Source organism: Streptomyces sp. DT190, assembly GCF_049846985.1.
In the GTDB taxonomy this organism is placed as follows: Bacteria; Actinomycetota; Actinomycetes; order Streptomycetales; family Streptomycetaceae; genus Streptomyces.
This window is the reverse complement of the sequence record NZ_JBNCNM010000003.1, coordinates 1-14,310: the sequence shown is the minus strand read 5'-3', so window position 1 is coordinate 14,310 and position 14,310 is coordinate 1. Positions and strand designations below refer to the sequence as shown.

The 14,310-nt window shown below is 72.2% G+C and carries 10 protein-coding genes; 6 read left to right on the top strand and 4 right to left on the bottom strand.

Going from position 1 to position 14,310, the window contains the following annotated elements; all coding sequences use genetic code 11:
* Positions 1-105: 105 nt before the first annotated feature.
* A complete protein-coding gene (locus ACPXCS_RS06940) occupies positions 106-3,222 on the top strand; it encodes an efflux RND transporter permease subunit (RefSeq protein ID WP_425945375.1) in 3,117 nt (1,038 codons plus the stop codon).
* A gap of 115 nt (positions 3,223-3,337) precedes the next feature.
* On the top strand, positions 3,338-5,572 hold the full coding sequence (locus ACPXCS_RS06935; RefSeq protein WP_425945376.1) for a protein kinase domain-containing protein: 2,235 nt from the start codon (positions 3,338-3,340) through the stop codon (positions 5,570-5,572).
* Positions 5,573-5,590: 18 nt separating this feature from the next.
* Here the strand turns inward: ACPXCS_RS06935 and nadA are convergent, their stop codons facing one another.
* The gene (gene nadA, locus ACPXCS_RS06930; RefSeq protein ID WP_425945377.1) at positions 5,591-6,775 is read right to left on the bottom strand and encodes a quinolinate synthase NadA; all 1,185 of its coding nucleotides are present in this window, start codon (positions 6,773-6,775) and stop codon (positions 5,591-5,593) included.
* A gap of 284 nt (positions 6,776-7,059) precedes the next feature.
* Here nadA and ACPXCS_RS06925 point away from each other — a divergent pair, with 284 nt between their 5' ends.
* Positions 7,060-7,416 carry a HesB/IscA family protein gene (locus tag ACPXCS_RS06925; protein WP_010037217.1) on the top strand — a complete coding sequence of 119 codons (357 nt, stop codon included), beginning with the start codon at positions 7,060-7,062 and terminating at the stop codon, positions 7,414-7,416.
* Between the two features lie 101 nt (positions 7,417-7,517).
* Here the strand turns inward: ACPXCS_RS06925 and ACPXCS_RS06920 are convergent, their stop codons facing one another.
* Together ACPXCS_RS06920 and ACPXCS_RS06915 are read right to left on the bottom strand one after the other, a co-directional pair.
* A complete protein-coding gene (locus ACPXCS_RS06920) occupies positions 7,518-9,494 on the bottom strand; it encodes a hypothetical protein (protein WP_425945378.1) in 1,977 nt (658 codons plus the stop codon).
* A 146-nt stretch (positions 9,495-9,640) separates the two neighbouring features.
* Positions 9,641-9,850 carry a hypothetical protein gene (locus ACPXCS_RS06915; protein WP_425945379.1) on the bottom strand — a complete coding sequence of 70 codons (210 nt, stop codon included), beginning with the start codon at positions 9,848-9,850 and terminating at the stop codon, positions 9,641-9,643.
* A gap of 132 nt (positions 9,851-9,982) precedes the next feature.
* On the opposite strand from ACPXCS_RS06915, the gene ACPXCS_RS06910 reads away from it, so the two are divergent.
* A complete protein-coding gene (locus tag ACPXCS_RS06910) occupies positions 9,983-10,957 on the top strand; it encodes a carbohydrate kinase family protein (RefSeq protein ID WP_425945380.1) in 975 nt (324 codons plus the stop codon).
* Between the two features lie 139 nt (positions 10,958-11,096).
* Here ACPXCS_RS06910 and ACPXCS_RS06905 read toward each other — a convergent pair whose 3' ends face one another.
* The gene (locus tag ACPXCS_RS06905) at positions 11,097-12,479 is read right to left on the bottom strand and encodes a cysteine desulfurase/sulfurtransferase TusA family protein (RefSeq protein ID WP_425945382.1); all 1,383 of its coding nucleotides are present in this window, start codon (positions 12,477-12,479) and stop codon (positions 11,097-11,099) included.
* A gap of 264 nt (positions 12,480-12,743) precedes the next feature.
* Here ACPXCS_RS06905 and coxB point away from each other — a divergent pair, with 264 nt between their 5' ends.
* Together coxB and ACPXCS_RS06895 are read left to right on the top strand one after the other, a co-directional pair.
* On the top strand, positions 12,744-13,709 hold the full coding sequence (gene coxB, locus ACPXCS_RS06900; protein WP_351357685.1) for an aa3-type cytochrome oxidase subunit II: 966 nt from the start codon (positions 12,744-12,746) through the stop codon (positions 13,707-13,709).
* Positions 13,706-14,310 (top strand): cbb3-type cytochrome c oxidase subunit I (locus ACPXCS_RS06895; RefSeq protein WP_425970917.1); only part of this gene is annotated, 605 nt, incomplete at its 3' end. The genes coxB and ACPXCS_RS06895, both read left to right, overlap by 4 nt.

The following is a 14,310-nucleotide window of genomic DNA, read 5'->3' as shown; positions in this document are numbered from 1 at the left end:
GGGCCTACGAAACCGGCCCCGGCCATGGCTCAAGGTGTAGGGGCGGGCGCTCATCTGCGCGCCCGCTGCCGCTTCTGCCGTTAAACAGAAGAGAGACCCTCACCCATGTCCTGGCTGTCGAGATTCAGCCTCGCCCAACGGGCCCTGATAGGGCTGATGTCGATCATCGCGCTCGTCTTCGGGGCGATCGCGATACCCCAGCTCAAGCAGCAGCTGCTGCCCACCATCGAACTGCCCATGGTGTCCGTGCTGGCGCCGTACCAGGGCGCGTCCCCCGACGTGGTCGAGAAGCAGGTCGTCGAACCCATCGAGGACAGTCTCGAAGCCGTCGACGGCATCAGCGGCGTCACCTCCACCGCCAGCGAGGGCAACGCCCTGATCATGGCGTCCTTCGACTACGGCAACGACACCGAGCAGCTGGTCGCCGACGTCCAGCAGGCCGTCAACCGGGCCCGCGTGCAGCTCCCGGACGACGTCGACCCGCAGGTCGTCGCCGGCTCCACGGACGACATCCCGACCGTCGTCCTCGCCGTCACCTCCGGCCGCGACCAGCAGGCCCTGGCCGACCAGCTCGACAAGACGGTCGTGCCGGACCTGAAGAGCATCGACGGCGTCGGCCAGGTCACCGTCGACGGCGTGCGCGACCTCCAGGTCAGCGTCACGCCCGACCAGGCGAAGCTCGCGAAGGCGGGCCTGACCTCGCAGTCCCTGGCCCAGGCGCTCCAGGCGGGCGGCGCGACCGTGCCGGCCGGCTCCTTCGACGAGGGCGGCGCCAACCGCACCGTCCAGGTCGGCGGCGGCTTCACCTCGCTGCGGCAGATCCAGGACCTGATGGTCACGGGCGAGCCCGGCAAGGGCAAGCCGGTGCGCCTGGCCGACGTGGCCACGGTGAAGCAGCAGGAGGCCCCGGCCGACTCCCTCACCCGCACCGACGGCAAGCCCAGCCTCGCCGTCGCCGTGACGATGGACCGCGACGGCAGCGCGGTCGCCATCTCCGACGCCGTCCAGGACAAGCTCCCCGACCTGCGCGAGGACCTCGGCTCCGGCGCGAGCCTGACGGTCGTCAGCGACCAGGGCCCGGCCGTGTCCAAGTCCATCAAGGGCCTGACCACCGAGGGCGCCCTCGGCCTGCTCTTCGCGGTCCTGGTGATCCTGGTCTTCCTGGCCTCGATCCGTTCCACCCTCGTCACGGCGGTGTCCATCCCGCTGTCCGTGGTCCTCGCCCTGATCGTGCTGTGGACCCGCGACCTGTCGCTGAACGTCCTCACGCTCGGCGCCCTGACCATCGCCATCGGCCGGGTCGTCGACGACTCGATCGTGGTCCTGGAGAACATCAAGCGCCACCTCGGCTACGGGGAGGAGCGCCAGTCGGCCATCCTCAACGCGGTGCGCGAGGTCGCGGGCGCGGTCACGTCCTCCACGCTCACCACGGTCGCCGTGTTCCTGCCGATCGGCCTGGTCGGCGGCATGGTGGGCGAGCTGTTCGGCTCGTTCAGCCTCACGGTCACGGCCGCGCTGCTGGCCTCCCTGCTCGTCTCCCTGACGGTCGTGCCGGTCCTGTCGTACTGGTTCCTGCGGCCGCCCAAGGGCACCCCCGAGGACGCCGACGAGGCTCGCCGGCTGGCCGAGGAGAAGGAGGCCAGGAGCCGTCTGCAGCGCATCTACGTCCCGGTGCTGCGCTTCGCGACCCGTCGCCGCCTCACCAGCGTGGCCATCGCCCTCGTCGTCCTGGTCGGCACGTTCGGCATGGCGCCGCTGCTGAAGACGAACTTCTTCGACCAGGGCGAGCAGGAGGTCCTCACCGTCAAGCAGGAGCTGAAGCCCGGCACCAGCCTGGCCGCGACCGACGCCCAGGCGAAGAAGGTCGAGAAGCTGCTCGCCTCCACCGAGGGCGTGAAGGACTACCAGGTCACGATCGGTTCGTCCGGCTTCATGGCGGCCTTCGGCGGCGGCACCGACAGCAACCAGGCCTCGTACCAGGTGATGCTGGAGGACTCGGCGTCCTACGAGGACGTCCAGGACCGCATCGAGAAGGGCCTGGCCGGTCTGAAGGGCGTCGGCACCACCACCATCGCCGCCGGTGACGGCTTCGGCGCCCAGGACCTGAGCGTCGTGGTGAAGGCCGCCGACGCCGGCGTCCTGCGCACCGCGGCCGAGGAGGTCCGCAGGACGGTCGCCTCCCTCGACGACGTCACGGACGTCACCAGCGACCTGGCGACCAGCGTCCCGCGCATCTCGGTCAAGGCCAACAGCAAGGCGGCCGCGGCCGGCTTCAACGACCAGACCCTCGGCGCGGCCGTCGCGCAGGCCGTGCGCGGCACCACCGCGGCCAAGGCGGTCCTGGACGACACCGAGCGTGATGTCGTCATCCGCTCGGCGAAGCCCGCCACGACCCTGGAGCAGCTCCGCGACCTGCGCCTGGGCGCCGTGAAGCTCGGCGACATCGCGACGGTGAAGCTGACCGACGGGCCGGTCTCCATGACCCGCATCGACGGCCAGCGCGCGGCCACCATCACCGCGAAGCCGACCGGCGACAACACCGGCGCGGTCAGCACCGAGCTCCAGTCGAAGATCGACGCGCTGAAGCTCCCGGCCGGCGCCACGGCGTCGATCGGCGGTGTCTCCGAGGACCAGGACGAGGCGTTCGCCAACCTGGGCCTGGCGATGCTGGCGGCCATCGCGATCGTCTTCCTGCTGCTGGTCGGTACCTTCCGGTCCCTGGTCCAGCCGCTGATCCTGCTCGTCTCCATCCCGTTCGCCGCCACCGGCGCGATCGGCCTGCTGGTGGCGACCGGCACCCCGATGGGTGTCCCGGCGATGATCGGCATGCTGATGCTGATCGGCATCGTGGTCACGAACGCGATCGTGCTGATCGACCTGATCAACCAGTACCGCAAGCAGGGCCACGGCATCGTCGAGGCCGTCGTCGAGGGCGGCCGGCACCGGCTGCGGCCGATCCTCATGACCGCCCTGGCGACCATCTTCGCGCTGCTCCCGATGGCGCTCGGCATCACCGGCGAGGGCGGCTTCATCGCCCAGCCGCTGGCCGTGGTGGTGATCGGCGGCCTGGTCACCTCGACGCTGCTCACCCTGCTGCTGGTGCCGACGCTGTACGCCATGGTCGAACTCCGCAAGGAGCGCCGGGCGAAGAAGCGGGCGGCGAAGAAGGGCCGCACGCCCGAGCGGACGGACACGCAGGAGCCGGAGCCCGCGAACGTGTGACGGTCCGGCACCCGCGGCCGGGCACCGACCTCATCGGTCGGTGCCCGGCCGTTGCCGTGGTGCCGTTCCGTATCCTGTGGGCTCGAACGGCCTTACGGGTGAAGGGGTTTCGCGCGTGCCGCTGCACAGGGACGACCCGAAGTCGGTCGGCGGCTACCGGCTGGTCGACCGGCTCGGGGCCGGAGGCATGGGCGTGGTCTACCGGGGCCGGGCGCGTTCCGGACGGGACGTGGCGCTGAAGGTGGTGCACGCCCAGTACGCCGAGGACCCGGTGTTCCGCACCCGGTTCCGGCAGGAGATCGCGGCCGTCCGCAAGGTCAGCGGCGCCTTCACGGCCCCCGTCCTGGACGCGGACCCGGACGCGGCGCGCCCCTGGATGGCCACCCAGTACGTGCCCGGGCCCTCGCTCGCCCGGCGGGTCCGCGACCACGGCGCCCTCTCCCCGGCCGAACTGCGCGGGCTGGCCCTGGGCCTGGTGGAGGCACTGCGGGACATCCACGGGGCCGGCGTGGTCCACCGGGACCTGAAACCGGCCAACGTGCTGCTCGCCGGGGACGGCCCGCGCGTCATCGACTTCGGCATCTCCCGCGCGGTGGAGAACCACCTGACGCTCACCGAGACCGGCCAGATGATCGGCACCCCGCCGTTCATGTCCCCGGAGCAGCTCGCCGACGCCCGCGAGGTCGGCCCGGCGTCGGACGTCTTCTCCCTGGCGTCGCTGCTGGCCTACGCCGTCGCGGGGCGGGGGCCGTTCGACACGGACAGCCCCTATCTCACGGCCTACCGGGTGGTCCACGACGCGCCCGTGCTCGACGGGGTGGGACAGCCGCTGCGGGCCCTGCTGGAGCGCTGCCTCGCCAAGGACGCCGCCGACCGGCCCGTACTGGAGGAACTGGCCCGGGACTTCGCGGCCCTGCTGCCCGAGCGGGGCGAGGACGGCGAACCGCCCACCGTGCACCTCGGCGCCGGCCCGCTGTACACCGGCGGCACGGCCCACCCGGTCACGGCCGCCGACCCGCCGGATCCGGTCCGTCCGCGCCGCCGCATCCGTCCGCTGCTCGCGGCGACGGGCACGGTGGGTGCCGTCGCCCTCGGTCTGACGGCCTATCTGACGCTCGGCCCCGGGTGGGCGCGCGACGCCGGCCGGCCCGGCTCCGCACCGTCCGCGAGCTCCCGCTGGGCGGCACCGCCCGCCGGCTGGAAGCCCTGGCAGACCACGGTGTACGAGACGGCCGGGCGAGGAGTGCGCACGACGCCGCGGCCGCAGCCCGTCGGAGGGCGCCGGGGCGGACCGCAGTGCCACGTGTACGAGGGCGCGGTCTACTGCGCGGGCGACGGGGTCCTGCCCGTGCGCCTGGACGGGAGGACCGGCGCGACCGTCTGGCGGGCCGGCCCGGCGGCGGCCGTCACCGGAGACGATCCGTCGCGGTTCGAGATCCTCGGGGTGCGGGAGGACGCGGTCCTGGTCCAGCAGGAGCCGCCGGGCGAGGGGGCCACCCGGGTCTTCGCCTTCGACACCGCCACCGGTGACCGGCTGTGGGACCGCGCGGTGAACGACGAGTGGGTCGATGCGATCCTCGCCGGCGACGTCGTCGTGATCCCGGAGGGCGACGGCACCTCGGTGACGGCCCGCGCGCCGCGCACCGGGGCCGGGCGCTGGACGGAGCGGCTGCCCGCGCAGCACGTCTGCGGGATCACGGAGGCCGTCGGGACGCTCTACCTGAACTGCACCCTGATGGAGAGCACACAGGACACCCTGGTCAGGGAGTTGCGCCAGGGCGGCGGCACGGCACGCCGGCTGACCGTACCGGGCAGCGCGACGTACGTCGGCGCCTTCGACGGCCGGCTGGTGTTCCTCGACCTGACCGAGGACGAGGACGGGAATCTGCTCATCGGGCAGGACACCCCGTACGCGCGCATCCGGCTGGTCGACCCGGTCACCGGTGCGCAGCGGACGGTGGAGCCGGCCGAGGAGTACGCGGGACAGGTGACGCTGGCGGACGGCACCCTGTGGTTCGCCACCTCCAGCGGGCGGGTCACCGCGGTGTCGGTCCGCACGGGCCGGCCGCTGTGGCGGACCCCGACCAGCCTGGAGCAGCCCGGTGAGGTGGTCCACGACCCGCGGACCGCGGCCGTGTACCTCGCCAGTGCCAGCGGCCGGGTCGGGGCGCTCGACGCGAAGAAGGGCACGCTGCTGTGGGAGACGCTGCCGCGGGCCGAGCGCAACGACACCGACTGGGGGGCCGCCAAGGTGCGGTTCGCCGAAGGCGCCCTGGTCGCGGCCGCCCCCGACGGCACCGTCTTCAGCCTCGACCCCGCGCACCCCGAGCGGACACCGCACTCGGGGTGACGAGGGGCGGGAGCGTGGTTACGGCAGCGCCAGCATCCGCTCCAGGGCCAGCTTCGCGAACGCCTCCGTCTCCTGGTCCACCTCGATGCGGTTGACCAGGTTGCCCTCGGCCAGGGACTCCAGGGCCCAGACCAGGTGGGGGAGGTCGATGCGGTTCATGGTCGAGCAGAAGCAGACCGTCTTGTCGAGGAAGACGATCTCCTTGCCCTCGGGAGCGAAACGGTTCGCCAGGCGGCGGACCAGGTTCAGCTCCGTGCCGATGGCCCACTTGGAACCGGCCGGGGCGGCCTCCAGGGCCTTGATGATGTACTCCGTCGAACCGACGTAGTCGGCCGCGGCCACGACCTCGTGCCGGCACTCGGGGTGGACCAGGACGTTCACACCCGGGATGCGCTCGCGCACGTCGTTCACCGAGTCCAGGCTGAAGCGGCCGTGCACCGAGCAGTGGCCGCGCCACAGGATCATCTTCGCCGCGCGCAGCTCGTCGGCGGTCAGGCCGCCGTTCGGCTTGTGCGGGTTGTAGACGACGCAGTCCTCCAGGGACATGCCCATGTCGCGGACCGCGGTGTTGCGCCCGAGGTGCTGGTCGGGCAGGAACAGCACCTTCTCGCCCTGCTCGAAGGCCCAGTCCAGGGCCCGCTTCGCGTTGGAGGAGGTGCAGATCGTGCCGCCGTGCTTGCCGGTGAAGGCCTTGATGTCGGCCGACGAGTTCATGTACGAGACGGGCACGACCTGCTCGGCTATGCCGGCCTCGGTCAGCACGTCCCAGCACTCGGCGACCTGCTCGGCCGTGGCCATGTCGGCCATGGAGCAGCCGGCGGCGAGGTCGGGCAGCACGACCTTCTGGTCGTCGGACGTCAGGATGTCGGCGGACTCCGCCATGAAGTGCACACCGCAGAACACGATGTACTCGGCCTCCGGGCGCGCCGCCGCGTCCCGGGCCAGCTTGAACGAGTCACCGGTCACGTCGGCGAACTGGATGACCTCGTCGCGCTGGTAGTGGTGGCCGAGCACGAAGACCTTGTTCCCGAGCTTCTCCTTCGCCCGGCGAGCGCGCTCCACCAGGTCCGGGTCGGACGGTGAGGGCAGGTCGCCGGGACACTCCACGCCGCGCTCGCTCTTCGGGTCGGCCTCACGGCCGAGGAGCAGCAGGGCGAGGGGCGTCGGCTGTACGTCGAGCTCCTGGGTCTGGGCGGTGGTCACGACACGCACCCTTTCTGTTTCCGGCGACTTTTCGTCGATTTGACGCTATCTATCATAACCGCTTCACGTCACTTTGACGATGCCCATAGCGTCTGTGTGACGTGAATCCCGGCGGGGCGCCGTTCATTCCCGGGAAGGCCGGGAAAGAGGCGTTTTCCGGTTCCCGGCACGTGTGCGAGCATGAAAAGGAAGCCGAGATCGAGCGTCCGGCCCGGAATGAATCCGCGGCCCCGCCGGTTGGAACCGTCGGCAAGCAGTCTCCGTACAACCCGGGAGAGATGTAGATGTCCGTATCGGACGAGACCAGCACCGTCACCGACGGCATCATCCTGACCGACGCCGCCGCGTCCAAGGTCAAGGCGCTGCTCGACCAGGAAGGCCGCGACGACCTCGCGCTGCGCGTCGCCGTCCAGCCCGGCGGCTGCTCCGGCCTGCGCTACCAGCTCTTCTTCGACGAGCGGTCCCTCGACGGCGACGTCGAGAAGGACTTCGGCGGTGTGAAGGTCGTCACCGACCGCATGAGCGCCCCGTACCTCGGCGGTGCCACGATCGACTTCGTGGACACCATCGAGAAGCAGGGCTTCACGATCGACAACCCGAACGCGACGGGTTCCTGCGCCTGCGGCGACTCCTTCAGCTGACCCCGCCGGACCGCCCCAGGGCGGCAGCGGACACGACGAAGGCGGCGGCCCCCTCCGACGGGGCCGCCGCCTTCGCGTCGTGCGGTCGGTCCGCGGGCCGCTCAGCGCTCCCGCGTGGGGGGTGCCGGCAGCCGCGCGCCCTCGCGGGCCAGCGGGATGCCCTTGCCGTCCTGGTCCACGACCTTCCGGCCGCCGAGCGGCTCGTCCAGCGCAACCGTCTCCTGGAACTGCTTGGCGATCATGATGCAGACCTTGTCCCGCCACGGCGTCGACGTCACGGTGACCGTCACCTCGCCGCCCTTCTCGTCCGCCGTCACGTCGTAGTCGGCGCACACCCCGCCCGTGAACGTCACGGTCAGCTCCGCGCCCTCGGCCCGGTAGCCGTCCACCTCCACCTCACGCGGCCCGGGCCGCGACGCCGTCCCGTCGCCCGGCTCGCTCGACCGGGGGGAGGCCAGGTACGTCGGGTCGACCGCCGGGTACGTCACCGTGAACGGGTCCTTCGCGCCCGGCGCCGTCACCTCGAACAGCCAGGACGGCACCAGCGCCTGGCGGCCGTCGACGGTGTGCGCGGCCAGTCCGAACACCGCGTTCTCGACCGTCACCGTGTCCGGTCGCGGCGTGCCGCTCGCCGACGCTCCGCAGGGCTCCTCCTGCCCCTCCTCCAGCGGCACGGGGCTCGCGCAGCCGCCGATGCCCGTCCGGGGGTCGCTCTTCGGCCGGCCCTCCAGCAGCTCCAGCGCCTTCTGCGCCCCGACCACGGGGTAGGTGTCGCCCTTCACCGGCGCCTTCAGCCGACCGCTGCCGCCGACGACCTCGCCGCCGGAGCCGACCGTGATGCCGGTCGTCCAGCCGTGCGTGGGCAGTCCACCGATCTCGGGGGCGGCGTTCACCGTCCGCCGGGCGCCCATGACCTGGCTCGCGTCGACCTTCGCGTCGTCCTGACCCAACGCCTTGAGCACCGGCGCCGCGGCCTTCTCCGCCACGTCCTCGCCGACCGGCGTGCCGCCGTCGCGCGGGGGCGTGCAGGTCTCGGTGCCCTTGCAGTCGTCGGTGCCCGGGGCGTACCGGCTGAACGTCCAGGCGCCCGGCGCCTCCCGGTTCACCTGCAGGCCCGGCCCCGCACCGTCCTGGCCGCCGATCCGCCAGACCCCGCCCTGCGCCACGGGCTTCCCCTCGACGCCGAGGGCCTTCGCCAGCCGGACCACGTCGGCCGCCGCGACCTCACCCCGGGCCCGGTACACCGGGGCCTCGCCGGGTCCCTCCGGCAGGGTGCCGGCGACCCGGTAGGTGGCGCCGTAGGGGTTGGGCTCCCCGGGTGCGATCCCGTTGCCGCCGCTCGTGGAGTCGGAGTACCCGTCGAGCGCGAGCGGCGGGGGAGTGCCGTCCCCACCGGGCGCGCCGGACGTCGCCCCGCCGCCCGACCCGCCGGAGGCGTGGGAGGCGAGCCAGGCCCCACCACCGCCGACCAGCAGCACGGCGGCGGCGACGGAGGCGATGATCGCGGGCGTGCGCGGGCGCCCACCGCCGTGCCGGACCCGGTCCTCGGAGTCCCGGGGCAGGTCGTGGACGGGAGCGGGGGCGGATCCGGGACGCCCCTGGCGCCCGTCGGCGCCCTCGGCCGCGGTGCCCGGGGCGGGACCGCCCGGGCCTTGTCCGGCGGAGTCGCCCCGGGACCGGGTGCCGGAACCTTCCGCCGCGGCGGAGCCGGCCGGGGCGTCCCGCTCGTCCCGGGCGCCGGCGCTCTCCGCCGTGCCGCCCTCGCCCTCCGCGGCGCCGGGGCCGTCCGCGCCGGTGGTGCGGCCGGCGGCCGGTGCCGGGCCGTCGGTGTCGTCCGCGGTGCCGTCAGGGGCTTCGGCCGGTTCCGGTCCGGCCCCGGACCGGTCCTGGATTCGGGACGACGCGCCCGCCTCCGCCTCCGCGGCCTCCGGGGCGTCGTCGGCACGGGCGGTACCGGCGACCCCGTCGGACCCGGCCGGTGCTCCGGCGTCCTCCGCCACACCCGGTTCCGGGACGTCCGCGGTACCGGCGCCGCCCGCTTCCCCGGCGTCGTCGTTGTCGGGTCGCTCGGTGTTCACCGCATCGCTCCTTCGGCTGCACAGCTGTCCCATGGGACCCGGCCCGCCCGGATCCAGGCCGTCGGTGGGTCGTATCCCGCCTCCCCTTTACGGGGGACAGCGATGGGACGCAGCGGGGGAGCTCGCGGTTCCCGGGCGCGCGCCGCTCAGTCCCCGTAGTCCGCCATGGCGTCGAGCAGCCGCGCCGACGACGGCGGCACCGTCACACCGTGGATCAGGGCCGGCGACACCGGCCGGGCGGCGACCCGGTCGGGCACCGCCCAGTGCGGAGCCATCCGCGCCCCGTCCCCCGGCAGCGACGCCAGCTCGCCTTCGAGATCGACCGGAACGGGGGTGTGGACCTTGAGGTTCGTCATACCGGCACCGTAGGCACGTCAGGACTCACGGAGAAAGATCTACTATCGGGTAGTTTCGCTGCCTTCAGGGCGGCCCCGCCCACCCGATAGCGTGAAGTGTCAAGGTCCGCCTCCCTCAGGAGAATCCCCGCCGTGCGCATCGCAGTCACCGGCTCCATCGCCACCGACCACCTCATGACCTTCCCCGGCCGCTTCGCCGACCAGCTCGTAGCGGACCAGCTGCACACGGTCTCGCTGTCGTTCCTGGTCGACAAGCTGGACGTCCGCCGCGGCGGCGTCGCCGCGAACATCGCCTTCGGCATGGGGCAGCTCGGCACCCGGCCGATCCTGGTCGGCGCCGCCGGCGCGGACTTCGACGAGTACCGGGCCTGGCTGGAGCGGCACGGCGTCGACACCGACTCCGTCCGCATCTCCGACACGCTGCACACCGCCCGCTTCGTGTGCACGACCGACGCCGACCACAACCAGATCGGCTCCTTCTACACCGGCGCCATGAGCGAGGCCCGCCTCATCGAGCTGAAGACCGTCGCCGACCGCGTCGGCGGACTCGACCTGGTCTCCATCGGCGCGGACGACCCGGAGGCCATGCTCCGGCACACCGAGGAGTGCCGCGCCCGCTCCATCCCGTTCGCCGCCGACTTCTCCCAGCAGATCGCCCGCATGGACGGCGAGGAGATCCGCATCCTCCTGGACGGGGCGACGTACCTCTTCTCCAACGAGTACGAGAAGGGCCTCATCGAGAACAAGACCGGCTGGAGCGACGAGGAGATCCTCTCCCGCGTCGGCCACCGGGTGACCACCCTCGGCGCCCGGGGCGTGCGCATCGAGCGCACCGGCGAGGACCCGGTCGAGGTCGGCACGCCCGACGAGGAGCGCAAGGCCGACCCGACGGGCGTCGGCGACGCCTTCCGCGCCGGGTTCCTCTCGGGCCTGGCCTGGGGCGTCTCCCTGGAGCGCGCCGCGCAGGTCGGCTGCATGCTGGCGACCCTCGTCATCGAGACGGTGGGCACGCAGGAGTACCAGCTGCGGCGGGGCCACTTCATGGAGCGCTTCACCAAGGCCTACGGGGACGAGGCCGCGGCGGAGGTCCAGGCGCACCTGTCCTGACCGCCGAGTCGTGCGGGCGGGGGGCCGGCCACTCGGCCCCCCGGGTCGCTCAGCCCTCCGCGCCCCGGTCGCCCTCCGGTTCCCCTCCCCGGGGCGCTCGGCTCCCCGCGCCCGGGGTCGCCCTCCGGCCCCCGGACGTTCAGCTCGTCCTGCGGACCACGTACGCCGTTCCGTGTTCCGCCGGTTCCTCCCCGACGTACTGCTGTCCCCGCATCTCGCACCACGCCGGGATGTCCAGCCGCGCCGCCTCGTCGTCCGACAGGACCCGGACCAGGCCGCCCACCGGCACGTCGCCGATCACCTTGGCCAGCTCGATGACGGGGATCGGGCACCGCTTGCCCAGGGAGTCCACGACCAGGACGTCCTCCTCGCGGGCGACCGCGGCGGAGGCCGCCGGAGCGCCCAGCTTCTCGCGAACCGCCGCCACCGTCCCGGGAAGGACGGCCAGGAACCTCTCCACGTCCTCCTCGGCCGCCCCCGCCGGCAGCGAGACCCGCACATTGCCCTCACTCAGCACCCCCATCGCCCGCAGCACATGGCTCGGCGTCAGCGTGCTGCTCGTGCAGGACGATCCGGACGACACGGAGAAACCCTCCCGGTCCAGCTCGTGCAGGAGCGCCTCGCCGTCGACGTAGAGGCAGGAGAAGGTCACGACGCCGGGCAGCCGGCGCACCGGATCGCCGACCACCTCCACATCGGGCACCAGCCGCGGCACGCGGGCCCGGATCCGGTCCGTCAGCTCCCGCAGCCGCGCCGCCTCGACGGCCGCCTCGGCCCGGACGGCCCGCAGCGACGCGGCCGCCGCCACGATCGCCGGGAGGTTCTCGAACCCGGGCGCCCGCCCCGCCTCGCGCTCGTCCACCGGCCCTTGCGCCGAGAACCGCACGCCCTTGCGGACCACGAGCAGCCCGACCCCGGACGGCCCGCCCCACTTGTGCGCACTGGCCGTCAGCAGCGACCAGTCCCCGTCCACCGGCCCCCACCCCAGCGACTGCGCCGCGTCCACCAGCAACGGCACGCCGGCCTCCCGGCACAGCTCCGCCACCGCGGCGACCGGCTGCTCGGTCCCCACCTCGTGGTTGGCCGACTGCAGACAGGCCAGCGCGGTGTCCGCGCGCAGGGCACCGGCGTACCCCGCCGGATCCACCGACCCGCCCCGGTCCACCGCCACCTGACTGACCGAACCGCCCGCCGCCTCGTGCACCTCGGCCGAATGGAGTACTGAAGAGTGTTCGACCGCTGACACGATCAGGTGGCGTCCGATCCGCCGCCTCCCGGCCAACGCGCCCGCGATCCCCGCGTGCACGGCACGGGTCCCGGACGAGGTGAACACCAGCTCGTCCGCGCGGCACCCCACCGCCTCGGCGGCCGCCTCCCGCGCCGCGTCCAGCAGCATCCGCGCCCGCCGCCCCTCCCGGTACAGCCGGGCGGGATCCGCCCACCCCTCGTCCAGAGAGGCCAGCAGCGCCTGGCGGGCGACGGAATGGAGCGGAGCAGCGGAAGCAGCATCGAAGTAGGCCACACCGCAACGCTAGAACGCCCGGAAGCGGAACGGACCTCAGGGGCACGGGGAACTGCGCGAAAGGCCACAATCCACCCGCAGCCGCCAATTCAGCGAACCACCCGAGTGAGTAGGCACCCCTCCCCGAGAACCCCCGGAGGGCGTCGGCTAGGGTTTGGTCCGCATAAACATCCAAACCCCTGCCCGACGCAGGGCGGCGACCGACCAGCGAGAAGGCCAGGCCGCAGCCGAACCGCGCGGGCGAGACTCTCGGGAAGGCGCTACGTGAGTCCCAACGGCTCCGACCGCTCGCCGCGGCGCCCGATGCGGCGGAAGCTGCTGCAGGCACTGACCGCGGGCCTGGTCTTGGCGACAGCCACCGGTTGCTCGTACAACTGGGAAGACTTCCCCCGCCTTGGTATGCCCACCCCGACCACGGAAGAGGCTCCGCGGATCCTCTCCCTGTGGCAGGGGTCCTGGGCGGCTGCGCTCGCCGTCGGCGTGCTGGTGTGGGGTCTGATCCTGTGGAGTGCTTTCTTCCACCGGCGCAGCCGCACCAAGGTCGAGGTTCCTCCGCAGACCCGGTACAACATGCCCATCGAGGCGCTGTACACGGTCGTCCCGCTCATCATCGTCTCGGTGCTGTTCTACTTCACCGCCCGCGACGAGTCCGAGCTGCTCAGCCTCAAGAAGAAGCCCGACGTCACGGTGAACGTGGTCGGCTTCCAGTGGAGCTGGTGCTTCAACTACATCGAGCCGGTCGCCGGTTCCACGGGTGACGCCAAGAAGTCCCCGGAGCTCGACGCGATCCCGGACCGGTTCAAGGAAGACTTCCCGGCCGACGCCGGCGGTGTCTACGACTGCGGTACCCCCGGCACCCGGAACCCGCAGACCAACAACCCGGGCCCGACGCTGTGGCTGCCCAAGGGCAAGACCGTCCGCTTCGTGCTGACCTCGCGTGACGTCATCCACTCCTTCTGGGTGGTGCCGTTCCTCATGAAGCAGGACGTCATCCCGGGCCACACCAACGCCTTCGAGGTGACCCCCAACAAGGAGGGCACCTTCCTGGGCAAGTGCGCCGAGCTCTGCGGCGTCGACCACTCCCGGATGCTGTTCAACGTGAAGGTGGTCTCCCCCGAGCGCTACGAGCAGCACCTCAAGGAGCTCGTGGACAAGCAGCAGAACGGTTACGTTCCTGCCGGCATCGAGCAGGCGGGCCCCGAGAAGAACCGAAGGTCGAACATCCTGTGAGCATCCTCAACGAACCTCAGGGTGCCGCGGCGGCAGGGTCCCACTACGAGGACGAGTTGCCGGTCCGGCGCCAGAACCGCGGCAGTGTCGTGGTCAAGTGGCTGACGACCACGGACCACAAGACGATCGGCACGCTGTACCTGGTGACGTCGTTCGCGTTCTTCGTCATCGGTGGCGTCATGGCCCTGTTCATGCGCGCCGAGCTCGCCCGGCCGGGTCTGCAGATCATGTCGAACGAGCAGTTCAACCAGGCGTTCACGATGCACGGCACGATCATGCTGCTGATGTTCGCGACGCCGCTGTTCGCCGGCTTCGCGAACTGGATCATGCCGCTGCAGATCGGCGCGCCGGACGTGGCCTTCCCGCGGCTGAACATGTTCGCCTACTGGCTGTACCTGTTCGGCTCGCTCATCGCGGTGGGCGGCTTCCTCACCCCGCAGGGCGCGGCCGACTTCGGCTGGTTCGCCTACAGCCCGCTGTCGGACGCGGTCCGCTCCCCGGGCATCGGCGCCGACATGTGGATCATGGGCCTGGCCTTCTCCGGCTTCGGCACCATCCTCGGCTCGGTCAACTTCATCACCACGATCATCTGCATGCGCGC

Excerpts from the sequence above, each read along its gene's own strand:
- ACPXCS_RS06940 (WP_425945375.1), top strand. The coding sequence starts at position 106 with ATGTCCTGGCTGTCGAGATTCAGCCTCGCCCAACGGGCCCTGATAGGG.
- ACPXCS_RS06925 (WP_010037217.1), top strand. The coding sequence starts at position 7,060 with ATGTCCGTATCGGACGAGACCAGCACCGTCACCGACGGCATCATCCTG.
- ACPXCS_RS06915 (WP_425945379.1), bottom strand. The coding sequence starts at position 9,850 with ATGACGAACCTCAAGGTCCACACCCCCGTTCCGGTCGATCTCGAAGGC.